Here is a 25,427-nt window from a genome sequence, read left to right on the forward strand (position 1 = left end):
TGTGACTCGCGAGTAACAAGCCGAGTTACGGAGAAATCAGATAACGTGTTCTTATGCGCACCCCGCCTGCGACAGTCGCAGCGCCACCTCCCGACCCCGAGGCCCCCCTTCCGAGCGCCGGTGGGTCCGGCGTGCGCACCCGCAGCCAGCACCAGCGCCGCAAGCGCATCGTCCAGGCCGCCGCCGCCCTCGCCTCCCGAGGCGGCGTGGAGGCCATGCAGATGCGCACCGTCGCGGAACGCGCCGGCGTGGCCCTGGGGACTCTGTACCGCTACTTCCCCTCGAAGATGGACCTCGTCGTGGCGGTCGTGGGCGAAGAGATCGACCTGCTGGAAAACAGCATCGAACGCCGCCCGCCCAGCGCGGGCACCCCCGCGGGCCGCGCGGTCGACGTCCTGATGCGCGCCACCCGCGGCCTCATGCGCGAACCCGAACTGGCCGACGCGCTGATCCGGTCGCTGATCATGGCCGAGGTGGAGACGCCGTTCGGCGACCGTATGACCGGCCTGATCCTGAGGGTGTCGGCCGGCGGGCTGACCCGCGACGAGGCGAGCGAGGAGCAGCTGGCGCTGGCGGGATCGCTGTCAAGCGTGTGGGTGCACGAACTCCTCGAAATGCTGCGCGGCCGCCGCACCTACGACCAAATCCAACGCCGCATCGAAATAGCCGCCGCCCGCCTGGTCTCCGACCTCTGACCCGGCGCCCTGCCCGCTCCCCCACAACCCCCCGTCCTCGCCGCGCGGCCGCCAAGGCCGCCCTTCCCCGGCTGCCTCTCCGTCCCGGCCGGCCTTCCGTCACGGCCGCCTTTCCGTTACGGCAAGCCGCCCCACCGCCACCCGCCGTCATGGGCGGGCGCCGATCGTGGGGATCGCTTCTCACGTCGGACGTGGTCCCCACCGCAACGGCCCCCTTTGACCAGCCACCGTGGCAGGCCTGGCCAAGAACGTGGGCATACAACGGCAGTTGCCGGGAGGCCCCGGAAACCCGGTGGGGTGTCCTCGTGCGTGGGAGACGACCGACCGGGCGGTAGGGTGGCTTGGTGATCCAGAGTGACACCAAGGGACGGATCCTGGCGGCAGCCCTGGAGCTGTTCACCGCACGCGGCTACCGGACGACCTCCATGCGCGAGATCGCCGAACAGGTTGGGCTGACCAAACCCACCCTCTACCACTATTTCCGCTCCAAGTCGGAGATCATCCAGCAGCTCCTGGATCCCTTCCTCGACAACCTCGACGCCGCCGTCGAACACCCCGAGACCTTCCTGGAACGATGCGTGGACACGATGGTCGGCCATCGTCGCGTGCTCACGCTGCTCCTGCGCGACACCACCGTCTACGCCGAGGAAGAACACCTGGCTACCCGCGTCGTCACCTGGATGGATCGGGCCAACGCCCTCCTGGCGGGCCCCGACCCGACCCGCCGCCGCAACATCCGCGCTGCCCAGGCCCTGGCCGCCGTCGCCGACCCGATGGTCCTGTCCCTGCCGGTCCCCGACGCCGAACTCCGCGCCGAACTCCTCCGCGGCGCCCGGCTCCTCCTGGCCGACGGCGACTGACCGCGCACAGCCGGCCACCGGCAAAGCCGGTCCCGCCAGACGGCCCGCCCACGACAGGACACCCACCGCCTGGTCTCGGCTGGCCAGCCGAGACCAGGTCGGAGCCAGCGGGCGGGCCGTAGTCAGGGGCAACCGACTGTTGGCGGGCCGCCGTCGGGGACCACCGGCTGCTGGCGGGCCGCCGTCAGGGACCACCGGCGGTTGGTGTGGGGCTGTGGACCGGCCGACGATACGCAGGTTCGTACCTGCGAGACTGGCGGGATGATGATGCGGGCGGTCACGCAGGATGTGCTCGGTGGTCCGGACGTGCTCAGGGTGGCCGAGGTCGCCAGGCCGGAGCCGGGGCCGACCGAGGTGCTGGTGCGGGTGCGGGCGGCCGGGGTGAACCCCACCGACTGGAAGCATCGCGCCAACGGCGGGCTGATCGGCGCCCCGCCCTTCACCCTGGGCTGGGATGTCTCGGGCGTGGTCGAGGCGGTTGGGCTGGGGACCACGCTGTACCAGCCGGGTGACGAAGTGTTCGGCATGCTCCGGTACCCGCAGGCACACGGCGCTTATGCCGAGTATGTGACCGCGCCAGCCCGTACATTTGCCCGCAAACCCTCTGAGATCGACCACGTGCAGGCAGGCGCGTTGCCACTCGCGGCGCTCACGGCGTGGCAGGCGCTGGTGGACACCGCGGGCGTCCGGGGCGGCCAGCGGGTGCTCGTGCACGCCGCGGCGGGCGGGGTGGGTCACCTCGCCGTGCAGATCGCCAAGGCGCGCGGCGCCTTCGTCATCGGTACGGCCAGCGCCGCCAAGCACGACTTCCTCCGCCGCCTGGGGGCCGACGAGCTCATCGACTACCGGAGCACCGACTTCGCCAACGTGGTCCGGGACGTGGACATGGTCCTGGACACCATGGGCGGCGACTACGGCTCCCGCTCCCTGCGCACCCTGCGCGAGGGCGGCACGATCGTCTCCTTGGTCCTGTCCAAGCTCGACCCCGCCCTCGCCGAGGAGGCGTCGGCACGCGGCATCCGGACCGCCGCGATGCTGGTGGAACCGGATCACGGCGCCATGAAGGCCATCGCCGCCCTGGCCACGGCGGGCCGCCTACGGGCCGAAATCGCGGCAGTCCTCCCTCTGGAAGAGGCCGCCAAGGCCCACGAACTCGGCGAAACCGGCCACACCACCGGCAAAATCATCCTCACCCCCTGAGCCCCAACACCTCTCAGAGCGCGTGGAAGGGCGCGTGCAGGGCAGAGCCCCTCGTTCCTGCCGCTGCACGCGCCAGAAGGGCGAGCCCGAGCCCAGACCCGCCCCGTCCTGAGGCAGCGGATCGAAAACCTTGGAAAGGCTCGCCATCCGCTGCGACCACAGGTGTAGACCCCGGCCACGTCCACGGCTCATCGCCGCGCTGACAGATTTTTGTCACACGCATCCGCTAGACAGGGAACATGACAGTCAGCGATGACTTCGCTCAGCTGGCCGACCCTTTGCGGCGGGAGCTGCTCGCACACTGCTATCGCATGCTCGGCTCGGTTCACGATGCCGAGGACACGGTCCAGGAGACCTACGTTCGGGCGTGGCGGGCCTACGACAAGTTCGAAGGCCGCTCCTCCGTACGCACCTGGCTCTACAAGATCGCCACCACGCGCTGCCTGACCGCGCTCGACAAGCAGGGCAGACGGCCGACGCCCACCGGGCTCGGGGCGCCGAGTGCCAGGGGTGACGGGCCGCTGGGCGAGACGATGGAGCTGGAGTGGCTCGAACCCGTCCCTGACGAGGCGGTCGGGGCGGACGGGCGGGATCCGGCGACCGTGGTCACCTCGCGGGAGAGCATACGGCTGGCCCTCGTGGCGGCTCTGCAGTACCTGCCGGCTCGGCAGCGGGCGGTGCTCATCCTGCGCGACGTGCTCCAGTGGCGGGCGGCCGAGGTGGCCGACCTGCTCGACACGTCCACCGCCGCGGTCAACAGCAGCCTGCAGCGCGCGCGGGCGCAGCTGGCCGAGGTCTCGCCGGCCGAGGACCAGATGGGCGAGCCTGACGAGCGGGAGCAACGCGAGCTGCTCGACCGCTACATGCGGGCCTTCGAGAGCTACGACGTGGACGCGATCGTCAAGCTGTTCACCGAGGACGCGGTCTTCGAGATGCCGCCCTTCCCCGGGTGGTACCAGGGCGCGGAGAACATCGGGCGGCTCATCGCCACTCACTGCCCGGCCAAGCAGGCGGGCGACCTCAAGCTGGTGCCCTGCCAAGCCAACGGGCAACCGGCGTTCGGCATGTATCTGCTGGGCGAGGACGGGCTCTACCACCCCTTCGGTCTTCCGGTACTCACGCTGTCGGCGGCCGGGGTCACCCACGTGTGCCAGTTCTTCGACCTCAAGCTCTTCGACACCTTCGGCCTCCCCACCACCCTGCCCGCCTGACCCCACCACCCGACAGCCCCGAGCGCCCTCAGGGCACGGGGCGGCTGGGCGCGCGCCGCGACACGACGATCGAAGGAGTGGTCGGTGGTAGGCGCCGCGGGTGAAGGACGCCCGTCGGCCAACGGGCTCCGGTGGAGGGGTCTGCGAGAAGATCGGATGGTGGTACTGAGGCGTGTGGGAACTGGGAGGAGCGGGCGACTGGTTGATCGCGGGGCCGGGTGCATTGCGAGCATAAACTAGAACGCGTTACATTCACCTCTAGAGCATCGTTCTGGAGGCGCTGTGGGCACACCCGTGATCGTAGAAGCCGTAAGGACTCCCATCGGCAAGCGCAACGGCTGGCTGGCCGAGCTCAAGCCGCAACAAGTTCTAGCCGCAGCCCTGACCGGCCTCGTCGAGAGGTCGGGCGTCGACCCGGCCACAGTCGAGCAGGTCTTCGCCGGCTGCGTCACCCAGGCGGGCGAGCAGGGCGGGCACGTGGGCCGCTACTCCTGGCTCTACGCGGGGCTGCCGCACCAGACCGGCGTGACCACGATCGACGCCCAGTGCGGGTCTTCGCAGCAGGCGGTCCACCTGGTGGCGGCGTTGATCCAGGCGGGCGTCATCGAGGTGGGCGTGGCGTGCGGGGTCGAGGTGATGAGCCGGGCGCCTCTGGGCAGCAACGTCCAGCCCGCGCGGCCGCGTCCCGACGACTGGTCGATCGATCTGCCCGATCAGTTCACCGCGGCCGAGCGGATCGCCGCCCGGCGGAGCCTGACCAGGGAGCGGCTCGACTGGTTCGGCGCCCGGTCTCAGCAACTCGCGGCCAAGGCGTGGGCCGACGGCCGGTTCGACAGGGAGATCGTGCCCGTCCACGGCGTCACCAAGGACCAGGGCTTACGCGAGACCACCGCCGACGGCCTGGCCAAGCTGAAGCCGGTCGTGCCCGGCGCCCTGCACACCGCGGGCACGTCGTCGCAGATCTCCGACGGCGCCGCCGCCGTGCTCCTGATGAGCGAGAAGGCCGCCCAGAGGTACGGCCTGCGTCCCCGCGCCAGAATCCTGGCCCAGACGCTGATCGGGGCGGAGCCGTACTATCACCTGGACGGGCCGGTGGACGCCACGGCGAAGGTACTGGCCAGGACGGGGATGGCGATGAGCGACATCGAGAGGTTCGAGGTGAACGAGGCGTTCGCCGCGGTCGTCCTGTCCTGGGCGAGCGTGCACGAGCCCGACTTCGACCGGGTCAACGTCAACGGCGGGGCCATCGCGCTGGGCCATCCGGTCGGTGCGACAGGAGCCCGGCTGATCACCACGGCCCTGCACGAACTCGAACGCTCCGACTCGGCCACCGCCCTGGTCAGCATGTGCGCCGGAGGCGCCCTGGCCACGGCCACCGTTCTCGAGCGCCTCACGTGACACCCCGACCCGACGGCCAACCTCACGAAAAGACCCGACCCCAAGGCCGGCCTCCGGCCACCACACCACGAAACGACCAGCCAAGCGGGAAGACGCGGCGGCAGCCGTACAGCAGTCAGAAGCCGCAGGATCTGGGTGGCGGGGTGTGGAGTGTGCCGGTGCCGATTCCCGGCAATCCGCTCGGCTACACGCTGGTCTACGCGATCGAGTCGCCGCGTGGGCCGGTGCTCATCGACGCGGGGTGGAATCATCCGGACGCCTGGGAGGCGCTGAGCGGCGGGTTCGCGGCGCTGGGGATCGATGTGGCCGACGTGTACGGGGTCGTCGTGACGCACTTCCATCCTGATCATGCGGGGCTGGCGGGGCGGGTGCGGGAGACGTCCGGGGCGTGGATCGCGATGCACGAGGCGGACGCGGCCATCGTCACGCTCATGCGGGGCCTGGCCGACGACGAGCACCGGAATTTTCAGGCGGAGATGCTGCGGCGGGCCGGCGCCGAGGGACTGGATGTGAGTGTGCCGGCGGCCGAGCGGCCGGTACCGCCCGCGCAGCCGGACCGGACCCTGCGCGACGGGGACCTCGTGGACGTGCCGGGCCGCGAACTGCGAGCGATTCACACCCCGGGGCACACACCTGGACATCTCTGCCTAAGGCTGGACGACCGGCTGTTCACCGGCGACCATGTGTTGCCGGACATCACCCCGCACGTCGGCATCTATCCCTACGACCGCGTCGACGTGGACCCACTCGGCGATTTCCTGAAATCTCTGGAAAAGGTGGCCGAGCAGGGACCCCTAACCGCCCTACCCGCCCATGAGTGGATATTTCCGGATGTGGCGGCACGCGCCGCCCAGATCCGCCACCATCACGAGGAGAGACTCCACACGCTCGCCACACTGCTGACCAGCACCGGCGAGCCGCTGACCATCTGGGAGATCGCCGCGATGATGACGTGGAACCGAGCATGGGATGATCTGTCCCCTATGCTCCGAGGACTGGCGGCCGGAGAAGCCGCCGCCCACCTTCGCACCTTGGAGGCACGCGGCGAGATCCGCCGCGTGTCCGGGGTCGATCCCGTACGCTTCCAGGCTCTAGACTCGTAGACATCCGATGTCTAGGGAGAGAAGCGTGGCGGTCACCGACGCTGCGATCGACAAGATCAAGCAGATGATCCTCTCGGGCGAGCTAGCCCCCGGCGACCGGCTCCCCAAAGAGGCCGATCTCGCCGAACGGCTGGGCCTGTCCCGCAACTCGCTGCGCGAGGCCGTACGCGCGCTGGCGCTCATCAACGTCCTGGACGTACGGCAGGGCGACGGCACCTACGTCACCAGCCTGGAGCCCCGGCTCCTGCTGGACACCATGTCGTTCGTGCTCGACCTGCACCGCGACGACACCGTCATCCAGTTCTTCGAGGTACGCCGCATCCTGGAACCCGCCGCCACAGCCATGGCCGCGGTCCAGATGAGCGACGCCGACATCGAGGAACTGGGCGAGGTGCTCCGCTCGCTGCCCAAGGACCCCACGATCGAGGAGCTGGTCGACAACGACCTGACCTTCCACCAGCGCATCGCCCGCGGTTCCGGCAACAACGTGCTGTGCTCCTTCATCGAGAGCCTGGCCGGCCCCACGCACCGCGCGCGCATCTGGCGCGGCCTCACCCAGGAGGGGGCGCTGGAGAAGACGATGGAGCAGCACACCGCCATCTACGACGCCATCGCCGCCCGCCAGCCGGATGTGGCACGTTCCTGGGCCACGGTCCACGTGGCCGGTGTCGAGGCGTGGCTGCGCAAGGCGCTCGACTGAAGGATCGGGGGGACGAGCGCCGGGTAGGTACGGTGCGTGGCCGACAAACTCTCGAAATATCGGAGTAAGCGGGACGCCAGCCGTACCCCCGAGCCCATCCCCCCGCACCAACCCGAGCAGGGGGACGACCGCGCGTTCGTGATCCAGGAGCACCACGCGCGGTCACTGCACTGGGACCTGCGCCTGGAGCGCGACGGTGTGCTCGTCTCCTGGGCGGTCCCGAAGGGGCTGCCGGCCGATCCGCGGGTCAACCACCTGGCCGTGCACACCGAGGACCACCCGATGGAGTACCTCGGGTTCCACGGCGAGATCCCCACCGGCGAGTACGGCGCGGGCAGCATGACGATCTGGGACACCGGCACCTACGACACGGAGAAATGGTCGGAGCGCGAGGTCAAGGTGGTGCTGCACGGCGAGCGCGCCCAGGGCCGGTACGTGCTGTTCAGGACCGACGGCAAGAACTGGATGATCCACCGCATGGACCCGCCCGCCGTGGACCCGCTGCCGCCGCTGGAGCCGATGCTGCCGGTCAAACGCGCCAAACTCCCCCGCGACCAGGACGCCTACGCCTTCGAGTTCGCCTGGGGCGGCCGCCGCGTGCTGGTCCACGTGGACGGCGGGCGCACCGACCTGGCCCGCGAGTTCTCCTGGCTGCGCCCGATGGCCGAGGCGTTCGGCAGCAGGAGCGCGGTCCTCGACGGCGAGATCGTCCGGCTGGGCGGCACGGAGATCCTGGTCTGCACCGATCTGCTCTACGACGACGGCCACTCGCTGGTGGCCAGGCCGTTCACCGAACGCCGCGCGGCCCTGGACGCGCTGGACCTCTCGGGCGCGCGCTGGCAGACCGCCCCATCCTGGCCCGCCCAGGCCCAGCCCGTACAGCAGGCAGCCCGCGAGCAGGGCCTGCCGGGAATCGTCGGCAAGCGCCTCGACTCCCCCTACGAACCGGGCCAGTCAAAATGGTGGGCGTTCATCCCCACATAACAGACATAATCGGCACGTGCACCTCACCAGCATCGCGCCCGACCAGCGGCTTCTCGACCTCCAGCACGCCGCCTACGCCATCGAGGCCGAGATCATCGGCGACGACCGCATCCCCCCGCTCCACGAGGACCTGACGGCCCTGGAGAAAGCACCGCTCTCCTGGCTGGGCGCCTTCGACGACGAGGGAACGCTGACCGGCGCGGTCGCCTGGGAGGAGAGCGACGTCTTGGTCGACATCAACCGGCTGATAGTTGACCCCGGCGCGCTGCGGCAGGGCATCGGCCGCACGCTGGTCAAGGAGGTGCTGGCCCGAGCCGGCGGCCGCAAGGTGATCGTCTCCACCGGCCGGGACAACACGCCGGCGCGCACGCTGTACGAGCGCCTCGGGTTCACGCACACCGGTGACGCCGAGGTGATCCCGGGCCTGTGGATCACCTCATACGAGCTCTAGCTCCGCCCACAGCTCCTCCGGCACCGGCTCGGCCCACAGGGCGGCGTTGCGGCGTACCTCGTCGGCCGAGCGGGCGCCGAGCACGACGGTCGCGACGGCCGGGTGCCGCGCGGGGAAGGCCATCGCGGCCTGGGGCAGCGTGACGCCGTGCCGCCGGCAGACCTCGGCCAGCAGCCGGGCCCGCTCCAGGAGCGGCGCGGAGGCGGGCTGATAGTCGAACGTGCCGCCGGGCTCGTCGGTGGCCAGCATGCCGCTGTTGAACACGCCCGCCGCCAGCACCTTGACGCCCTTGGCCGCGCAGGCCTCCAGCAGCGGCAGGCCGGAGCGGTCGAGCAGGGTGTAGCGGCCGGCCAGCATGACCACGTCGATGTCGGTGTCGCGGACGAACCTGGCGGGCACCTGCCACTGGTTCATGCCGAGGCCGATGGCCTTGACCACGCCCTGGGCGCGCAGTTCCTCCAGCGCCGGGTACGCCTCGGCCAGCGCCTGGCCGGCGTGGGCGTCGGGGTCGTGGATCAGGGCGACGTCCACGTGGTCGAGGCCGAGCCGTACCAGGGACTCCTCGAGGGAACGGCGCACGCCGTCGCGCGAGAAGTCCCACACGCGGCGCTCGGCGGCGACGACGTCGAAGCCCTCGTCGTCCCTGACCGGGTCGGCGGGCACCAGGCGGCGGCCGACCTTGGTCGACAGCACGTAGCCGTCGCGTCCGGCCAGGGCGGCGCCGAGGCGGCGCTCGGACAGGCCCAGGCCGTAGTGGGGCGCGGTGTCGAACAGCCGCACGCCCGCCTCCCACGCGGCGTCGACCGTGGCGCGGGCCTGCTCGTCCGTGACGGCGGTGAACAGGTTGCCGAGCGGCGCGCCACCGAGCCCGAAATCAGGAAATTTCATGTCATCTCCCAGACCAGGCTCAGGCCGCCGGAGTCCTTGTCGAAATCGCCGTCGAGCAGCCTGTTCATCTTCGCCTGCCAGGCCCGGTCGGCCGGATGGTCCTTCATCGCCGCCTGGAACGCGGCGTAGTCCTCGACCTCGACCAGGTGGAACAGGTCCAGTCCTTCGCGCCAGATGCGCCAGGACCGCACGCCGTGCTCACGCATCGCCGCCTCCAGCTCGGCCGGGATGGCCGCGTGCTCGCGGTCGTAAAGCTGCTCGGCGCCGGGTTTGAGCCGGGAGCGCAGCGCGAGCCGTTCCATCAGTCCTGAGCCTTTCCGCCGGCGATGCGGCTGATCATGAGTGCGATGAGGATGATCGCGCCGTAGACGACCGGCTGCCAGAAGCCGGAAACGCCCTTCAGCGTGAGGATGTTCTGCACCAGGCCGATCACCAGCACGCCGGTGAGCGCGCCGAGGATCGTGCCCTTGCCGCCGTCCATGCTGACGCCGCCGATGACGGCGGCGGCGAAGACCATGAAGATCCAGCCGACGCCCATGTTGCTGCCGATGGCGCCCAGGCGGCCCGTCTCCAGGATGCCCGCCAGCGCCGCCAGCATGCCGCCGATGACGAACACGCCGAACAGGACCCGGTGCACCCGGATGCCCGCGGCGCGCGCGGCGTCGGCGTTGCCGCCGATCGCGTACAGCGAGCGGCCGGCGCGGGTGTAGCCCAGGACGAAGATGCCCGCGGCGAACAGCACCCCCGCGATCCAGATCGCCGCCGGCAGCCCCAGCCAGGTGACGCTGCCCAGGTAGAGGATGGAGTCGGGCAGTTGGAAGAGCGTCTTGCCCTCGGTCGGGCCGAGCAGCAGGCCGTGCACGATGATCAGCATGGCCAGCGTGACGATGAACGCCGACAGCTGGAACCTGATGATCAGGAACCCGTTGAACGCCCCGATCGCCGCGCCCACGAGCAACGCCAGCGGGATCACCAGCGCGCCCGGCAGCCCGAGCCCGAATCCGCCCGCCGTCGCGGGGATGACCAGCATCACCGCGATCGCCGGCGCGGTGCCGACCGTCGACTCCAGCGACAGGTCGAACTTCCCGGCGATCAGGATCATCGCCTCGGCCAGCACCAGCAGCGAGATCGAGGCCTGCTGCTGCAGGATGTTGCTGATGTTGCCGCCGGTCAGGAAGACCGGGTCGGTGAACGCGCCCACCACGAGCAGGAGCACGATCACCGGCACGAGGGTCAGGTCGCGGAAGCGGGTCAGCCGCAGCACCGGCCCGCGGGCGCCCGGCTTCACGTCCGGCTTGTAGAAGGGTTTGACGCTCACTGTTGGATGCCTTCCATGACGGCCACGAGCTCGTGGTCGGTCCAGCCGCGCGGCACGTCCTTGACGATCCTGCCGTGGAACATCACCAGCACCCGGTCGCAGATCCGCAGGTCGGCGAGCTCGTCGGAGACCAACACCGCCCCCGCGCCCTGCTCGACCGCGTCCTCGACCGCGCCCAGCAGCGCCTGCTTGGACTTCACGTCGACCCCCGCGGTGGGGTTCATGACGACCAGCGCGGTGGGGTCGTCCACGAGCGCGCGGGCGAAGACGACCTTCTGCGCGTTCCCGCCCGACAGCTCGGCGACGGGCTGCTCGGGCCCGCCGGTCTTGATGTCGAGATCCCTGATCATCTGCTTCGCCCGGGTACGGCGCCGCCCCGGCGAGACCATGCCGAACCTGCCCAGCCTGCGCATGACCGGCATGGTGCTGTTCTCGCCCACTGACAGCAGGGGGACGAACCCTTCGTGGTGCCGGTCCTCCGGCACGAATCCGAGCCCGGCGGCCAGGAACGCGGGCACGTCGCCGGGTTTGGGCCGCCTGCCGTTGACCGTGATCCGGCCGGCGTCGGGCTTACGCAGCCCGGCCAGCGTCTCGGCCAGGCCGATCTTGCCACTGCTCGCCGAGCCGGCCAGGCCGACCACCTCGCCCGCGCGCACGCTCAGGCCGACGCCTTCGTAGCGCCCGCGCAGGGACAGGCCCGTCGCCTCCAGGACCACCAGGTCGCCGGCCGCGCGCAGCCTGGTCCGGTGGGCGGCGGCCGCGGCCTCTCCGGTCATCGCCGAGACCAGTTCGTCGTGCGGGAGGCCGGCGACCGGCCTGGTCACGATGTGCCGGGCGTCGCGGAAGACGGTGACGCTCTGGCAGATCTCGTAGACCTCGTCGAGGTGGTGGGAGATGTACATCATCGTCACGCCCTGCTCGCGCAGCGTCCGCATGCGGGTGAACAGCCGCTCGATGGCCGGGCCGTCCAGGCGGGCGGTGGGCTCGTCGAGGATGATGAACGTGGCCCCGAACGACAGCGCGCGGGCGATCTCCACGAGCTGGCGCTGCTCGACGCCGAGGTCTCCGGCCAGCGCCTCCGCGTCCACGTCCACCTCGTAGGTGGCCAGCAGGTCGCGGGCCTTGGAGCGCAGCTCGCGCCACTTGACGTAGCGGCCCTGGCGGTTGAGGAAGAGGTTCTCCGCGACCGTCAGGGCGGGGATGATCGTGGACTTCTGGTAGACGCAGGCCACCCGCCGCCGCCAGGCGTCCCGGTCGGCGAGAGCGGGGGCGGCCTCTCCGGCGAACAGCACCTCGCCCGTGTCGGGGCGCTGGAGGCCGGTCAGGATCGACACGAGCGTGGACTTGCCCGCGCCGTTCCTGCCGACGAGCGCGTGGGTCTGGCCTGGGGCGATCTCGATGCCCGCGTTGTTCAGCGCGGTCGTGGGTCCGAAACGCTTCGTGATATTTCGGGCTTCAACGTGAAATCTCATTACTTGACCTGGTTACCCCAAAGCTTCTGGTCATCCACGTTCTCCTTGGTGACAAGCGGGGCGGGAAGCTGGTCCTCCAGGCCGTTCGGCAGCTCGATGATCGTGCTGTCGTGGTCGGTCGGACCCGCCTTGAACGTCTTGCCCTCGGTCGCCGCCTTGGCGTAGAACAGCGCGTACTTGGCATAGAGGTCGGCCGGCTGCGAGACCGTCGCGTCGATGTCGCCCTTGCGGATCGCCTCGAACTCCTGCGGGATGCCGTCGTTGGAGACGACGAAGACGTGCTTGGCGTCGTCCGGCGGGACGAGCAGGCCCTTGGTCTTCAGCACCTGCAGCGTCGGGGCCAGGTGGACGCCGCCCGCGTGCAGGTAGATGCCCTTGATGTCGGGGTTCTGCTCCAGACGGGTCTGGAGCATGGACGCGGCCTTGCTGCCCTCCCACTCCGTCGGCTCGCTGAAGACCGTGATGCCGGGGAACTCGCTCTTCATGCACTCCGCGAACGCCTCGGAGCGGTCGCGGCCGTTGATCGAGCCGAGGGCGCCCTGGAGCTGGACGACCTTGCCCTTGCCGCCCAGCTTCTCACCCAGGAACTCGCAGGCCTTGGTACCGTACGCGCGGTTGTCGGCGCGTACCACCATGAAGACCTTGCCCTTGTCGGGGCGGGTGTCCACGGAGACGACCGGGATCTTCTTGTTCTCCAGCTGCTGAAGCGTGGTGGCGATGGCGCCGGTGTCCTGCGGCGCCATCACGATCGCCTTGGCGCCCTGGCCGGTCAGCGCCTGGACGTTGCTGACCAGCTTGGAGACGTCGTTCTGGGAGTTGGTCGGGTTCAGCTTGTCGACCTTGAGCTCGGTGGCCATCTGGTCGACGTACTTCATGTAGGAGTTCCAGAAGTCGGAGTCGGCCCGGGGGTGGTCGATGCCGACCTTGCCGCCGGCTCCGCCCGCGGCCGGGGCGCCGCTGCCGCCGGTCGAGCCGCAGGCCGTAACGATCGTGAGAAGAGCCGCCGAGGCGACCACGGATCCGATCTTCATGTGCCAGAGGTCCTGTTCGTTGGGGGGTGTTCCTTGGCTAGGTGGCCGGGCGCAACCTCAATCCGTGCATGCCGCCGTCGACCGCGAGCACCGTGCCCGTCGTCGCGGCGGCCTCGGGACCGGCCAGGTAGGCGATGGCCGCGGCGACCTCCTCGGCGCTGACCAGGCGGCCCATCGGCTGCCTGGCGTTGAGCGCCCGGCGCTCGGCTTCCGGGTCGTCGGCGGCGTCGAGCAGCCTGGCCACCCAGGGTGTGTCCGCGGTGCCCGGGTTGACGCAGTTGACGCGGATGCCCTCGCGGACGTGGTCGGCGGCCATCGCCAGCGTCAGCGACATGACCGCGCCCTTGGTGGCGCTGTAGAGCGCGCGGTTGGGCAGGCCCGCGGTGGCCGCGATCGAGCACGTGTTGACGATCGCGGCGTGTTCGCTCCTTCTGAGGTACGGCAGCGCCGCCCTGGCCACCCTGACCATGCCGAAGACGTTGACGTCGAAGACCTTCCGCCACTCCTCGTCGGGGTTGTCCTCGATGGTGCCCTGGGCCCCGATTCCGGCGTTGTTGATCAGGACGTCGATGCCGCCGAGCCGGTCGGCCGCTTCGGCGATGGCCGCGCGTACCTGGGCATCATCCGTCACATCCGCCTTTATCCCGATAAAGGGCTCGCCGGGCGGATTGACGTCCAGGCAGGCGACGGTCATCCCCTTCGCGGCCAGCGCGGTCGCCGCGGCCAGGCCGATGCCGGAGCCGCCGCCGGTGACGATGGCCTTGAGGCTCACTGGTCTCTCCATACTTCGCCGCCCGGGTAGACGTGGGCGGCGATCGACTCGGGGTGCATCTCCGCGCTGAATCCCGGCATGGACGGCGCCACGTAGTTGCCGTTCTCGATCACGACGGGGTCGGCGAAGTGCTCGTGAAGGTGGTCGACGTACTCGATGACCCGGCCGTCCAGCGAGCCGCTCACCGCGACGTAGTCGAACATCGCCAGGTGCTGCACCAGCTCACACAGCCCCACGCCGCCCGCGTGCGGGCAGACCGGCACCCCGAACTTGGCCGCGAGCAGCAGGATCGCGATGTTCTCGTTCACGCCGCCGACCCTGGCCGAGTCGAGCTGCAGGTAGGAGATGGCGCCGGCCTGCAGAAGCTGCTTGAAGACGATGCGGTTCTGCACGTGCTCGCCGGTGGCGACCGGGATCGGGCGGATGCCCTGCGCGATCGCCGCGTGGCCGAGCACGTCGTCGGGGCTGGTGGGCTCCTCGACCCAGTGGGGCGTGAACTCGCGCAGCGCGTTCACCCACGCGATGGCCGAGGCGACGTCCCAGCGCTGGTTGGCGTCGATGGCGATGGGGAAGTCGGGGCCGCAGACCTCGCGGGCGGTGCGGAAACGGCGGATGTCGTCTTCGAGGTCGGCGCCGACCTTGAGCTTGATCTGCTTGAAGCCCTGGTCGAGCGCCTCCTTGCAGAGGCGGCGGAGCTTGTCGTCGTCGTAGCCGAGCCAGCCGGGCGAGGTGGTGTAGGCGGGGTAGCCGTCGGCCTGCAGCTTGGCGGCGTGGGCCGCACGGGTGGGCTCCGCCTTCTTCAGGATCTGGAGGGCTTCGTCCGGGGTGAGGGCGTCGCTCAGGTAGCGGAAGTCGACCAGGTCCACGATCTCCTCGGGGGACATCTCGGACAACAGTCGCCAGAGCGGCTTGCCGTACCTCTTGGCCTTGAGGTCCCACAGCGCGTTGACGACGGCGGAGATCGCCATGTGCATGACGCCCTTCTCGGGCCCCAGCCACCGCAGCTGCGAGTCGTTGACCAGCTCCTTGTACAGAGTCCCGAGATCCTCGGCGTCCCGGCCGATCACGTACGGCTTCAGCGCGCCGATGGCCGCCGTCTGCACGTCGTTGCCCCGCCCGATCGTGAACGCGAACCCGTGCCCCTCGAACCCGTCATCGGTCTTGAGCACCACATAAGCAGCTGAATAGTCCGGGTCCGGATTCATCGCGTCAGACCCATCCAGCTCCCGCGAGGTCGGGAAGCGGATGTCGTGGGTCTCCATCTCCACGATCCGGTACGGCGCCGCCGTCATGCCTGGCCCACCCTCTGGCGCTGGCGGCCGAGACCGGCGATCTCCAGCTCCATGACGTCACCGGCCCGCAGGTAAGGCTGGCCGGCCATGCCCAGCGCCACACCGGCAGGAGTACCCGTGTTGACCACGTCACCCGCCTCCAGCACCATGAACTGGCTCAGGTACCGCACGACCTCCGCCACGTCGAAGATCATGTTCTTGGTGTTGCCGTCCTGGCGCGACTCGCCGTTGATCCACAGGCGCATGGCCAGGTTCTGCGGGTCGCCCACCTCGTCGGCGGTGACCAGCCAGGGGCCGAGCGGGTTGAACGTCTCACATGACTTGCCCTTGTCCCACTGACCGCCGCGCTCCAGCTGGAACTCCCGCTCGGACACGTCATTGGAGATCGCGTAACCGGCGATCACGTCGAGCGCGGCCTCGCGGCCGTCCAGGTAGCGCGCCGTCTTACCGATGACGACGGCGAGCTCGACCTCCCAGTCGGTCTTGACGGACCCGCGCGGCACCAGCACCTCGTCGTCGGGGCCGACCACGGTGTTGGCCGCCTTCATGAAGACGACCGGCTCCTCCGGTTCCTGGGCGCCGGACTCGGCGGCGTGGTCACGGTAGTTCAGCCCGATGCAGACGACCTTCCCGGGCCGGGCGACGGGCGCCCCGATCCGCAGGCCCTTCCCCTCGAACAACGGCAGCCGGCCGCCGTCCAGCGCGTCGCGGACGCGCGCCACTCCCCCGGAAGCGAAGAAAGCCCCGTCGATCTCGGGCTCTCCTATGTCGCGCAGGTCACCGGCGGCGTCCATCACCACCGGGCGCTCCTGGCCGACAGGTCCAACTCGCAGCAGCTTCACACCGCATCCCTCAGTTATACATCGGATGTCTCGACCTATGATGCTCGTACCAGGGTGGGGAGCTGTCAAGTCGGGGACTGGGTATACATCCGATCCGTGACCTCGGGATTTCTCACATCTGGGTGCAACCGGTTGCACTGCCGTGCACGGTGCGCCACTTGTGCCACAGGCGCCCCTGACGCACCTGAAAACATCGGAGGTGGCCCGTTCTCCGGGTCGGGGCAGACCTCCTACCTTGCCGGGCGTTACGGCGGGCCGTACCCCATGAGGGTGGGTTGACGTGGCGGGCGTCGCGTAATAGAACACGTTTCAGTGCGGTGACTGACCAAGCGCTAGATCAAAGGGGTGGAGCGGGTGCTCATTGACCTCGTTGACCAGGACCGGTACGCCGATTCTGGGCCGCCACACGAGCAGCTTCGGTGGCTGCGCGAACATGATCCCGTTCACTGGCATCCCGGCGAACCCGGCTTCTGGGCGGTCACCCGGTACGACGACGTCGTGCACGTCTCGCGGCACTCCGAGTTGTTCTCCTCCTCGCGGCGGCTGGCGCTGTTCAACGAGATGCCGGAAGAGCAGCGGGCCATGCAGCGCCTGATGATGCTCAACCAGGACCCGCCCGAGCACACGCGGCGCCGTTCGCTGGTCAACCGGGGGTTCACCCCGCGCACCATGAACGCCCTCGAACCCCACATCCGCGACATCTGCGACGACCTCCTCGACAAGTGCTCCGGCGAGGTCGACTTCGTCACCGAGATCGCCGCGCCCCTGCCCCTGTACGTGATCTGCGAACTGCTCGGCGCGCCGGTGGCCGATCGGGACAAGGTGTTCACCTGGTCCAACAAGATGATCGGCGCCCAGGACCCCGACTACGCCGCCTCCCCCGACGAGGGCGGCGCGGCGGCCATGGAGGTCTACGCCTACGCCAACCAGCTCGCCGCCCAGCGCCGCGGCGCACCGCGCAACGACATCGTCACCAAGCTCATCCAGCCCGACGAGAACGGCGAGACGCTCGACGAGAACGAGTTCGACCTGTTCGTGCTGCTGCTGGTGGTGGCCGGGAACGAGACCACCCGCAACGCGGCGTCCGGCGGCATGCTCGCCCTCTTCGACCACCCTGAACAGTGGTCCCGCCTGGTGGCCGACCCCACGCTGTCCCGCACCGCGTCCGACGAGATCGTGCGCTGGGTCTCGCCCGTGAACCTCTTCCGCCGCACGGCCACCGCGGACGTGCTGTTGTCGGGGCAGCAGATCCGCGAGGACGACAAGGTGGTCGTGTTCTATTCGTCGGCCAACCGGGACTCTTCAGCCTTCGCACAGCCCCATTCCTTCGACATCGGGCGCGACCCCAATCCGCACATCGGGTTCGGGGGCGGCGGGGCGCACTTCTGCCTGGGGAACCATCTGGCGAAGCTGGAGCTTCGGGTGCTGTTCGAGCAGCTGGCGGTGCGGTTCCCACGGCTGCGGCAGACGGGGGAGGTGCGGCGGTTGCGCTCGAACTTCATCAACGGCATCAAGGAACTCCCCGTACGGCTCGACTAGATTCCCTCGTTCGCCCCGACCGGCCATTCCCAGCGCGATCAGGAAAGCCCTCTCCACCACGCCGAGGCGCCCCCTCGCAGGTGCTCCACCCCCGCCCCGCGGAAGCTGTGGAAACCCGCTCCCCATCCCCAGAACCCCGTTCGCCCCCACCCCACCCGGCCCCCACAAGCCACCCTGAACCCGTGACCGACACCCTCACCACGGGTTCTCTCCTCGACCGCACCCGCCTGCTCACCCAGCTGGTCCCGAGAGCAGTGGCCTGCCGCCGCACGGCCGCGCACGTCTGGGGCCTGCGCGCCATGCCCGACGGCGCCCGCGAGGAGGACTGGCCGGTAGAGCTGGCCATCCCGATCCACATGGACATCCCCGGCTGTCAGTCGTACGAGCTGTCGCTCCCGCCAACCGACACCACCACGCACAAGGGAATCCGCCTGACCACCCTCGAACGCACCGCCCTGGACTGCGCCCGAACCCTCCCCAGAATCGACGGCATCACCATCGTCGACCAGTTCCTGAGACGAGGCGTGAGGATCGCCGACCTCCGCACGCGGGCGACCGCCTTCACCCACCTCCTGCACACCCTAAGCATGGCCGACAGCGGCGCCGCCTCCCCAAGAGAAAGCCGCCTAAGAGTGGCCTTCCTGGAGGCCGGCCTCCCCCGCCCCACCACCCAGATCCACGTGATCCTCCCCAACCGCCACGCCTACCTGGACCTCGGCTGGCCCGACTACCACCTGGCAGTCGAATACGACGGCCGCGACCACCACTCATCCCCCGAGGAGCGCACCAGAGACACAACCCGCCGAGCAAGCTTGGAATCCCTGGGCTGGCACATCATCCCCGTCCGCCGCGACGTGGTCCCCGCCCGCATGGGCGATCTCCTGGAGCAGGTGGCCAACTCCCTCATCGAACGCGGCTGGCGCCCGCACCCCGACGAGACCACCCGCATCCTGTCCCATATCCGCAAGGCCCGCCGCCACCCCAGCGGCCCCCGCCCCCGCCTCCGCCGGAAACCGTGATGCCCCACCCCCGCTTCCGCCTCAGACCGTGACCACGCGCCTCCACCACCACTGCAAACCCCGACGCCCCGGACCTCCACAGGCAAGGTCTTTCACATGGGCGCGCTTCGCGCGTTCGGGATGTCAGGCGCTTCTCCAGTCGAGCTGAGGGTCCGCCCTCCGGTCGGGCGTTCTTCTGGGGCCCCACTCGTTGCCCGGCTGGGTGGTTGGTCCGTTGGAGCCCGCCCTGGTCAATGGTCCTCGCTTCACTCGGGCGCTTGACAGTGCGCCTGCGTCGCGTAGCTCGCGCGCTGGCATGGCCAGATGGGGCGATGAAGAGATCTTCGCGTGGTGCTGCGCGGAAGGCCGGGTGCTGGGGACGTCGGACAAGCGGTTGACCAAGTGCTTGGCGGAGTCGCGAGCCACCTGCCCTTCTGTGATCATCCTGCGGGATTTCCGCACCCTCACCAGCAAGCAGGTGGCGGAGATAGTCATCCCCAACCTGCCTGCCATCGGTGAGGCGATCGACAAGCACGGCAACACGGTGTTCACCGTCTCCCCTGACAAGCCGATACGCGGGGCGATTCTGCCGCTCGGACTCCAGGCCAGGTGACTGGATCTCAGTCACCCCTTGCGGGGCCACTTGTTGGTTGGCCTTTCCGTGGGTAGCCCTCCGTGCTCGGCGATCTCTTCGGTGAACATGCGCCGCACACAGATGATCTCCTCTCAACCGGGACCTGTGAGCGCGTACGCGTCAACCGGGGAGAGCAGGCCGGCCGTCGGGTCAATCAGTGGCGCTTCCAGCTCTGTCACTTCTTCGTGCCATTCCTGATCGCCTGCGTTAGAGCCGTCCGCTGCGGGCCTGAGTCCGGACGATGACACATGCCGGAAGGCGGTCCCGAAGTTTTGATCATGTGATGCAGCCCGCCACCCTGCTTGCGCACTCCGCGTCCCCATCTGCGCGAACACCCCTGCAAGCGCGCCAGCCACCGCGCCGAGGGCGCACGATCAATGAGCCCGAGCGCAGCGAGGACCGACACGGGGTCGGGCGCCCGCCCGACTGGAAGCACGCGCGAAGCGAAGGGGAGCACCACTGACCTTGGCGGGATCCAACTGCCCAGCCACCCAACCGGGCAACGGGCGGGCTCCAGAAGGCAGCCCGACCGCAAGGGAGGCCCGTTGGTTACGGCCAGGAGGAGTCCTGGTCGGGGTCGCCGCCGTTGGACAGGAGGCGGATGTCGGATTCGACCATCATGGCGACCAGGTCGTCGAAGGAGACGGTGGGTTCCCAGCCGAGCTGTACCCGGGCCTTCTTGGGGTCGGCGCACAGCAGGTCCACCTCGGCGGGGCGGTGGAGGGTCTGGTCGCGGATGACGTACTGCTCCCAGTCCAGGCCGGCGGCGGTGAAGGCGGCTTCGACCAGGTCGCGTACCGACTTCATCCGACCGGTGCCGATCACGTAGTCCTCGGGGGCGGCGGCCTGGAGCATGAGGTGCATGGCGCGGACGTAGTCGCCGGCGAAGCCCCAGTCGCGCCGGGCTTCCAGGTTGCCCAGCCGCAGCTCGGAGGCCAGGCCCAGTTTGATGCGGGCCACCCCCAGGGTGACCTTTCTGGTGACGAACTCGGCGCCCCGGCGCGGGGACTCGTGGTTGAACAGGATGCCGGAGACGGCGTACATGCCGTAGGACTCGCGGTAGTTCTGGGTGAGGAAGTGCCCGTAGGCCTTGGCCACGCCGTACGGCGAGCGGGGGTGGAAGCCGGTGCGCTCGTTCTGGGGCGTCTCGGTGACCTGGCCGAACATTTCGGAGGACGAAGCCTGATAGAAGCGCATCTGCCCGGAGCGGGTGCCCGAACCTCGGGAAACACCTGAACACACGCGGATGGCCTCCAGCATGCGCAGCACGCCCATACCGGTGACCTCGGCGGTCAGCTCGGCCTGTTCCCAGGACATGGGGACGAAGGAGATGGCGCCCAGGTTGTAGACCTCGTCCGGCTGAACGCGTTCCACCGCCGAGATCAGCGATCCCTGGTCGAGCAGATCCCCCCGCACCACCTGAACGTCCGCGAGGAGCTTACGCATGCGCGACACCCGCGGGTTGGCCTGCCCTCGGGCCAGACCCCAGACCTCGTACCCCTGGGCGAGCAGGTGCTCCGCCAGATAGGAACCGTCTTGGCCGGTGATGCCGGTGATCAGAGCGCGCCTGGCCAACGGGTCCTCCAACTATCGCAACCACGTCCGTTGGGACGGGAATGTACAGCTACGCGTCTCGAACAGCACCAAGCCAGCTAGAACAGGTTCCACCGAACTACGTTCGGTCACGCCAACGTCGCAGTTCGCGAGGGCTGCGAGCCGGGGTAGGAACAATTCCAGATGACCTACCGAATGGTAGCCTTTTCCAACTAAGGTCATCTTTCACGGTACACGCCCGTCTCAGGTGTCTACCGGCGGAGAAAGGGGTGTCCGTGAATGACACGCTGCGGATCGCGCTGTTGTCCTACCGCAGCAAGCCGACCTGTGGCGGTCAAGGTGTCTACCTTCGGCACCTGAGCCGCGAACTCGTCGCCCTCGGACACCATGTCGAGGTCTTCTCCGGCCAGCCGTACCCCGAGCTCGATGAGGGTGTGATCCTCAACAAGGTCCCGAGCCTCGACCTCTACCGCGACGAAGACCCGTTCCGGACCCCCAAACTGAACGAATACCGCGACTGGATCGACTGGCTCGAAGTCGGGACCATGTGGACCGCGGGCTTCCCCGAACCGCTGACCTTCACGTTGCGCGCCTACCGCGAGCTGAAGAAGCGCGTCGGCGACTTCGACGTCGTCCAGGACAACCAGACGCTCGGGTACGGCCTGCTCGGCATCCAGAAGCTCTTCCCGGTCGTCGGCACCATCCACCACCCGATCAGCGTGGATCGCCGCATCGAGCTGGAGGCGGCCAAGGGCGGCAAGAAGCTGAGCATGCGCCGCTGGTACGGGTTCGTGAAGATGCAGGCCAAGGTCGCACCGCGACTGAGCCCGATCCTGACGGTGAGCGAGTCGAGCCTGGCCGACATCCACCGCGACTTCAACGTCCCGCAGGCCAACATGCGCCTGATCCCCCTCGGCGTCGACACCCGATATTTCCACCCGAGGCCCGAGAAACCCCGTAAGAAGGGTTCGATCGTCGCCGTCGCCAGCGCCGACTCGCCCATGAAGGGCGTGTCCACCCTGCTCAGAGCCGTGGCCAAGCTGGCGACCGAACGCGACGTCACCCTGACCGTCGTCAGCAAGCCCACGCCCGGCGGACCCACCGAGCAACTCGTGCAGGAGCTCAGCCTCCAGGACCGCGTCACGTTCGTGCACGGCATCTCCGACGACGAGCTGGGCGAGCTGATCGCCACCTCGGAGATCTCCGTCGTCCCCTCGCTGTACGAGGGCTTCTCGCTGCCCGCCGTGGAGCACATGGCCTGCGCGACGCCGCTGGTGGCCAGCCGTACCGGAGCATTGCCCGAGGTCGTGGGTGACGCGGCCATCCAGGTGGCGCCCGGTGACCCGGAGGAGCTGGCCTCGGTGCTGCGCCGCCTGCACGACTCCCCCGAGGAGCGCGAGGCGGTGGGCAGGCGCGGCTACGACCGCGTCATGGAGCGCTACACGTGGCACGTGGTCGCCAAGCGGACCGTCGAGGCCTACCGAGAGGCCATCCAGAACAGAGGAGCACGCTGACTTGCTGACCGTCGACTTCGCCAAGCTGCCCGTCGGCCCCGGAGTGCGGGTTCTCGATCTCGGCTGCGGCGGCGGCCGGCACGCCTTCGAGGTGCTGCGCAGGGGCGCCGACGTGGTCGCCTTCGACATGGACCAGGCCGAACTGGACAACGTGGCCGCCATGTTCGTGGCGATGGACAAGGCCGGCGAGGTGCCGGTCGGCGCCGGCGGCGAGACCGTGCAGGGCACCGCGCTGGACATGCCGTTCGAGGAGGGCAGCTTCGACCGGGTGATCGCGGCCGAGGTGCTGGAGCACATCCCGGACGACATGAGCGCGATGGCGGAGATCTTCCGGGTGCTCAAGCCGGGCGGCACGGCGGCCATCACAGTGCCGAGCTTCCTGCCCGAGCGGATCTGCTGGGCGCTGGATGAGGACTACCACACGGCCCCCGGCGGACATGTCCGGATCTACACCCTGGCCGAGCTGAGCGCCAAGCTGAAGTCCACCGGGTTCGAGATCGGGCCCCATCATCATGCCCACGGGCTGCACGCGCCGTACTGGTGGATCAAGTGCGCCGTCGGCGTCAACAACGACGAGCACCCCCTCGCGAAGGCCTACCACGAGCTGCTCGTATGGGACATCATGAAGCGCCCCGCGGCCACCCGCGTCGCCGAGGCCCTGCTCAACCCGCTGATCGGCAAGAGCGTCGTCCTCTACGTGCGGAAGCCCTGAGCGTGATCAGCTGGGAGCAGACCGTCCAGACCGCCCGGAGCATCGCCGCCATCCAGCAGGACGACGGCGGCGTGCCCTGGCCGGAAGGACACGTCGACGCGTGGAACCACGTCGAATGCCTGATGGCGATGGCCGTCGCCGGCCTGTCGGAGCCCGTGGAGCGCGGCTACGACTGGCTGATGCGCCACCAGCGCCCCGACGGCTCCTGGGCGATGAAGATCCAGGACGGCGTGGCGGTCGAGCGCGGCGGCGAGTCCAACCACGCGGCGTACGTGGCCGTCGGCGCCTGGCACAACTACCTGGTCACCGGCAAGGACCCCAGCCCCCTCTGGCCGATGGTCAAGCGCGCGCTCGACTACGTGGTGGGCCTCCAGACCGCGCGCGGCGAGATCGTCTGGGAGCGTGACGCCCAGGGCCGCGCCTCCACCTACGCGCTGCTGACCGGCTGCTCCTCGATCCACCAGGGGCTGCGCTGTGGTGTCCTGCTCGCCGACCACCTCGGCGACCCGCAACCCCACTGGGAGCTGGCCGCCGACCGCCTCGCCCACGTGCTCGCCTTCCATCCGGAGGCGTTCACCGACAAAAGCCGCTTCTCCATGGACTGGTACTACCCGGTCCTCGGCGGCGCCGTCCGCGGCCGCCCCGCCTTCGAGCTGATCGACCGCGAATGGTCCACGTTCGTGGTGCCGGGCCTCGGCATCCGCTGCGTCTCCGACCAGCCGTGGGTGACGGGCGCGGAAACCTGCGAACTCGTGCTCGCCCTCGACGCCCTGGGCCTGCGCGAGCGCGCCGTCCGCCTCTTCACCGACATGCAGCACCTGCGCCACGACGACGGCTCGTACTGGACCGGCTGGCAGTTCGTCAACCGCAAGCACTTCCCCCACGAGCGCAGCGGCTACACCGCCGCCGCCACCATCCTCGCCGCCGACGCCCTGTCCGGCCTCAGCGGCGGTTCCGGCATCTTCCGCGACATCCACGCCCCCGCCTCACACACCTGCGACTGCACGCTTTCCTCGGGTTAGGACACCTTTCTCCCGTACGGCGAAGCCGCCGATGAGCGCAATCGGTTTTGCCGGTTCTTTGCCCCGGGAGGCGGAGCGGCGGCGGGGAATGCCGCAATGGGCTCACTAGCTTCGTGAGTGGCCGTACGAGGCGTCTTCGGGGGAAGCGTGGGCGACACGGGCACAACATCGTTCTTGGATCAGGTCACGATTGAACAGACACTGGCCCCAGCGCGTGGCCTGTGGAGGTTCCTGGAGAAAGATCCGGTCGAGTCTGACTTGGGGCGGCGACGGTTCCGGCTCAGGGCGGGAGCGGCCCCGGGAGTGCTCACGGCGGCCGAGGAAACCTATGTGTACGGCTACAACGCGGTCATCGCCCGGGAGATCCACAAGGTCGGGCGGGTACCGCAGGAGCGGCAGCCGTTCGCCTGGGAGGGCGCGGCGGCGGCCGCGACCATGCTCGATCTGATCACCATGACTCGGGGCCGGCGCCTGAACGAGCTACTTGCCGGCCCCGCCCAGCTTCACCCGCATGCCGCCCACCTGGGCGCGGGCCGCGCACACGCGTTGCTGCGCCTGCCGCCCACGTGGGGCATGCGGCGGGCCCATCCGCTGCTGCGCTGGCTGGCCATCGACGGCTACGGATTCCAGCGCAGCATGTCCAAGGCCGACCTCATGGTGGGCGAGCGGGCCATGCCGGAGCTGGCCGTACGCGCGCACTGCGCCATCTTCGACCAGGGCCTCGGGCGGCTCCTCTGGTACCACGACTGCGCCGCGCCCGACGACCTCACCGCGCACATCCACGCCTACCCGGCAGCCCGCCGGGCGGATCTGTGGAGCGGCGTGGCCTTCGCGGCCGTGTACACCGGCGGCGCGGACCCCGACGAACTCGACCGGCTCGCCGTGTACGCCGGCGCCGACGGCTTCCGCCAGCACGTGGCTCAGGGCGCCGCCTTCGCCTGCGCCGCCTGGCTCACCGCCGGCAGCCTGCCCGCTCACGCCGCCGAGGCCGCCCCTATCCTCACCGGCGCCCCGGCCGAGGAGGCGGGTGCCTGGACCGACGCCGCCCTCGTCTCCCTCGGCCACGACCCGCACACGCACGACGACTTCCTGACCTGGCGCGCCCAGACCCGCCGCGCGTGGGCCCGCCGCCACCGCACCGGCTGACAGAGATGATGTAGGTGAGCACCTCCCGCCGAGGTCTGACCCACCGACTGACTGACTTCGGGTCTTCAACGGGATCTGTCGGCTTCGGCCG

General features: G+C 69.4%; 25 protein-coding genes. 16 read left to right on the forward strand and 9 right to left on the reverse strand.

What is annotated here, in order from left to right:
• Positions 1 to 131: 131 nt before the first annotated feature.
• The 9 genes from ACIBI5_RS10250 (at position 132) to ACIBI5_RS10290 (ending at position 8,602) form a co-directional block, all read left to right on the forward strand.
• Positions 132 to 695: a TetR family transcriptional regulator gene (locus ACIBI5_RS10250; RefSeq protein ID WP_379612114.1), complete on the forward strand. Its 564-nt coding sequence runs from the start codon at positions 132 to 134 to the stop codon at positions 693 to 695.
• Positions 696 to 1,039: 344 nt separating this feature from the next.
• The gene (locus ACIBI5_RS10255; RefSeq protein ID WP_397245229.1) at positions 1,040 to 1,555 is read left to right on the forward strand and encodes a TetR/AcrR family transcriptional regulator; all 516 of its coding nucleotides are present in this window, start codon (positions 1,040 to 1,042) and stop codon (positions 1,553 to 1,555) included.
• 267 nt (positions 1,556 to 1,822) lie between these two features.
• A complete protein-coding gene (locus tag ACIBI5_RS10260) occupies positions 1,823 to 2,755 on the forward strand; it encodes an NADP-dependent oxidoreductase (RefSeq protein WP_397245298.1) in 933 nt (310 codons plus the stop codon).
• Between the two features lie 239 nt (positions 2,756 to 2,994).
• Complete coding sequence (locus tag ACIBI5_RS10265; protein ID WP_397245231.1) at positions 2,995 to 3,966, forward strand: sigma-70 family RNA polymerase sigma factor; 972 nt, start codon at positions 2,995 to 2,997, stop codon at positions 3,964 to 3,966.
• A 282-nt stretch (positions 3,967 to 4,248) separates the two neighbouring features.
• The gene (locus tag ACIBI5_RS10270; protein WP_397245233.1) at positions 4,249 to 5,364 is read left to right on the forward strand and encodes a steroid 3-ketoacyl-CoA thiolase; all 1,116 of its coding nucleotides are present in this window, start codon (positions 4,249 to 4,251) and stop codon (positions 5,362 to 5,364) included.
• Positions 5,365 to 5,516: 152 nt separating this feature from the next.
• Positions 5,517 to 6,467 (forward strand): MBL fold metallo-hydrolase, encoded by a 951-nt coding sequence (locus ACIBI5_RS10275; protein ID WP_397245235.1) that lies wholly within the window; start codon positions 5,517 to 5,519, stop codon positions 6,465 to 6,467.
• Between the two features lie 25 nt (positions 6,468 to 6,492).
• Positions 6,493 to 7,167: a FadR/GntR family transcriptional regulator gene (locus ACIBI5_RS10280; RefSeq protein WP_397245237.1), complete on the forward strand. Its 675-nt coding sequence runs from the start codon at positions 6,493 to 6,495 to the stop codon at positions 7,165 to 7,167.
• Between the two features lie 36 nt (positions 7,168 to 7,203).
• On the forward strand, positions 7,204 to 8,151 hold the full coding sequence (locus ACIBI5_RS10285) for a DNA polymerase ligase N-terminal domain-containing protein (RefSeq protein WP_397245239.1): 948 nt from the start codon (positions 7,204 to 7,206) through the stop codon (positions 8,149 to 8,151).
• Positions 8,152 to 8,167: 16 nt separating this feature from the next.
• Positions 8,168 to 8,602, forward strand: coding sequence for a GNAT family N-acetyltransferase (locus ACIBI5_RS10290; RefSeq protein WP_397245241.1), 435 nt, complete (start codon positions 8,168 to 8,170; stop codon positions 8,600 to 8,602).
• Here the strand turns inward: ACIBI5_RS10290 and ACIBI5_RS10295 are convergent.
• Genes ACIBI5_RS10295 through ACIBI5_RS10330 form a run of 8 tightly spaced genes read right to left on the reverse strand, consistent with a single transcriptional unit; the run spans position 8,588 to position 16,217 of the window.
• Positions 8,588 to 9,490 (reverse strand): aldo/keto reductase, encoded by a 903-nt coding sequence (locus ACIBI5_RS10295; RefSeq protein ID WP_397245243.1) that lies wholly within the window; start codon positions 9,488 to 9,490, stop codon positions 8,588 to 8,590. The genes ACIBI5_RS10290 and ACIBI5_RS10295 overlap by 15 nt on opposite strands.
• A complete protein-coding gene (locus ACIBI5_RS10300; protein WP_397245245.1) occupies positions 9,487 to 9,792 on the reverse strand; it encodes an L-rhamnose mutarotase in 306 nt (101 codons plus the stop codon). The genes ACIBI5_RS10295 and ACIBI5_RS10300 overlap by 4 nt, the downstream gene beginning before the upstream one ends.
• Complete coding sequence (locus ACIBI5_RS10305; RefSeq protein ID WP_397245247.1) at positions 9,792 to 10,808, reverse strand: ABC transporter permease; 1,017 nt, start codon at positions 10,806 to 10,808, stop codon at positions 9,792 to 9,794. Before ACIBI5_RS10305 ends, ACIBI5_RS10300 begins: the two co-directional genes overlap by 1 nt.
• Positions 10,805 to 12,280 (reverse strand): sugar ABC transporter ATP-binding protein, encoded by a 1,476-nt coding sequence (locus tag ACIBI5_RS10310; protein WP_397245249.1) that lies wholly within the window; start codon positions 12,278 to 12,280, stop codon positions 10,805 to 10,807. The genes ACIBI5_RS10305 and ACIBI5_RS10310 overlap by 4 nt, the downstream gene beginning before the upstream one ends.
• Complete coding sequence (locus tag ACIBI5_RS10315; protein ID WP_397245251.1) at positions 12,280 to 13,311, reverse strand: sugar ABC transporter substrate-binding protein; 1,032 nt, start codon at positions 13,309 to 13,311, stop codon at positions 12,280 to 12,282. Before ACIBI5_RS10315 ends, ACIBI5_RS10310 begins: the two co-directional genes overlap by 1 nt.
• Positions 13,312 to 13,348: 37 nt before the next feature.
• Positions 13,349 to 14,083: an SDR family oxidoreductase gene (locus ACIBI5_RS10320; protein ID WP_312896761.1), complete on the reverse strand. Its 735-nt coding sequence runs from the start codon at positions 14,081 to 14,083 to the stop codon at positions 13,349 to 13,351.
• A complete protein-coding gene (locus ACIBI5_RS10325; RefSeq protein WP_397245253.1) occupies positions 14,080 to 15,375 on the reverse strand; it encodes an L-fuconate dehydratase in 1,296 nt (431 codons plus the stop codon). Before ACIBI5_RS10325 ends, ACIBI5_RS10320 begins: the two co-directional genes overlap by 4 nt.
• Positions 15,372 to 16,217, reverse strand: a complete 846-nt coding sequence (locus ACIBI5_RS10330) for a fumarylacetoacetate hydrolase family protein (RefSeq protein ID WP_397245255.1) — start codon at positions 16,215 to 16,217, stop codon at positions 15,372 to 15,374. The genes ACIBI5_RS10325 and ACIBI5_RS10330 overlap by 4 nt, the downstream gene beginning before the upstream one ends.
• Before the next feature lie 354 nt (positions 16,218 to 16,571).
• On the opposite strand from ACIBI5_RS10330, the gene ACIBI5_RS10335 reads away from it, so the two are divergent.
• From ACIBI5_RS10335 to ACIBI5_RS10345, 3 genes are all read left to right on the forward strand, one after another.
• Positions 16,572 to 17,756: a cytochrome P450 gene (locus tag ACIBI5_RS10335; protein ID WP_397245257.1), complete on the forward strand. Its 1,185-nt coding sequence runs from the start codon at positions 16,572 to 16,574 to the stop codon at positions 17,754 to 17,756.
• A 182-nt stretch (positions 17,757 to 17,938) separates the two neighbouring features.
• On the forward strand, positions 17,939 to 18,775 hold the full coding sequence (locus tag ACIBI5_RS10340) for a DUF559 domain-containing protein (protein ID WP_397245259.1): 837 nt from the start codon (positions 17,939 to 17,941) through the stop codon (positions 18,773 to 18,775).
• Positions 18,776 to 19,070: 295 nt separating this feature from the next.
• Complete coding sequence (locus tag ACIBI5_RS10345; RefSeq protein ID WP_397245261.1) at positions 19,071 to 19,367, forward strand: DUF5615 family PIN-like protein; 297 nt, start codon at positions 19,071 to 19,073, stop codon at positions 19,365 to 19,367.
• 570 nt (positions 19,368 to 19,937) lie between these two features.
• Here ACIBI5_RS10345 and ACIBI5_RS10350 read toward each other — a convergent pair.
• Entirely contained in the window at positions 19,938 to 20,963 is a 1,026-nt protein-coding gene (locus ACIBI5_RS10350; protein ID WP_397245263.1) for a GDP-mannose 4,6-dehydratase, read from the reverse strand.
• Positions 20,964 to 21,211: 248 nt separating this feature from the next.
• Between ACIBI5_RS10350 and ACIBI5_RS10355 the strand changes: the two genes are divergently transcribed.
• The 4 genes from ACIBI5_RS10355 (at position 21,212) to ACIBI5_RS10370 (ending at position 25,336) form a co-directional block, all read left to right on the forward strand.
• The gene (locus tag ACIBI5_RS10355) at positions 21,212 to 22,456 is read left to right on the forward strand and encodes a glycosyltransferase family 4 protein (protein WP_397245265.1); all 1,245 of its coding nucleotides are present in this window, start codon (positions 21,212 to 21,214) and stop codon (positions 22,454 to 22,456) included.
• A 1-nt stretch (position 22,457) separates the two neighbouring features.
• Positions 22,458 to 23,168: a class I SAM-dependent methyltransferase gene (locus tag ACIBI5_RS10360; protein ID WP_397245267.1), complete on the forward strand. Its 711-nt coding sequence runs from the start codon at positions 22,458 to 22,460 to the stop codon at positions 23,166 to 23,168.
• 2 nt (positions 23,169 to 23,170) lie between these two features.
• Complete coding sequence (locus ACIBI5_RS10365; protein WP_397245269.1) at positions 23,171 to 24,190, forward strand: prenyltransferase; 1,020 nt, start codon at positions 23,171 to 23,173, stop codon at positions 24,188 to 24,190.
• Between the two features lie 147 nt (positions 24,191 to 24,337).
• Complete coding sequence (locus ACIBI5_RS10370) at positions 24,338 to 25,336, forward strand: DUF1702 family protein (RefSeq protein WP_397245271.1); 999 nt, start codon at positions 24,338 to 24,340, stop codon at positions 25,334 to 25,336.
• The last annotated feature ends 91 nt before the right edge of the window (positions 25,337 to 25,427 follow it).

The organism is Nonomuraea sp. NPDC050540 (assembly GCF_044457485.1).
Taxonomy (GTDB): Bacteria; Actinomycetota; Actinomycetes; order Streptosporangiales; family Streptosporangiaceae; genus Nonomuraea.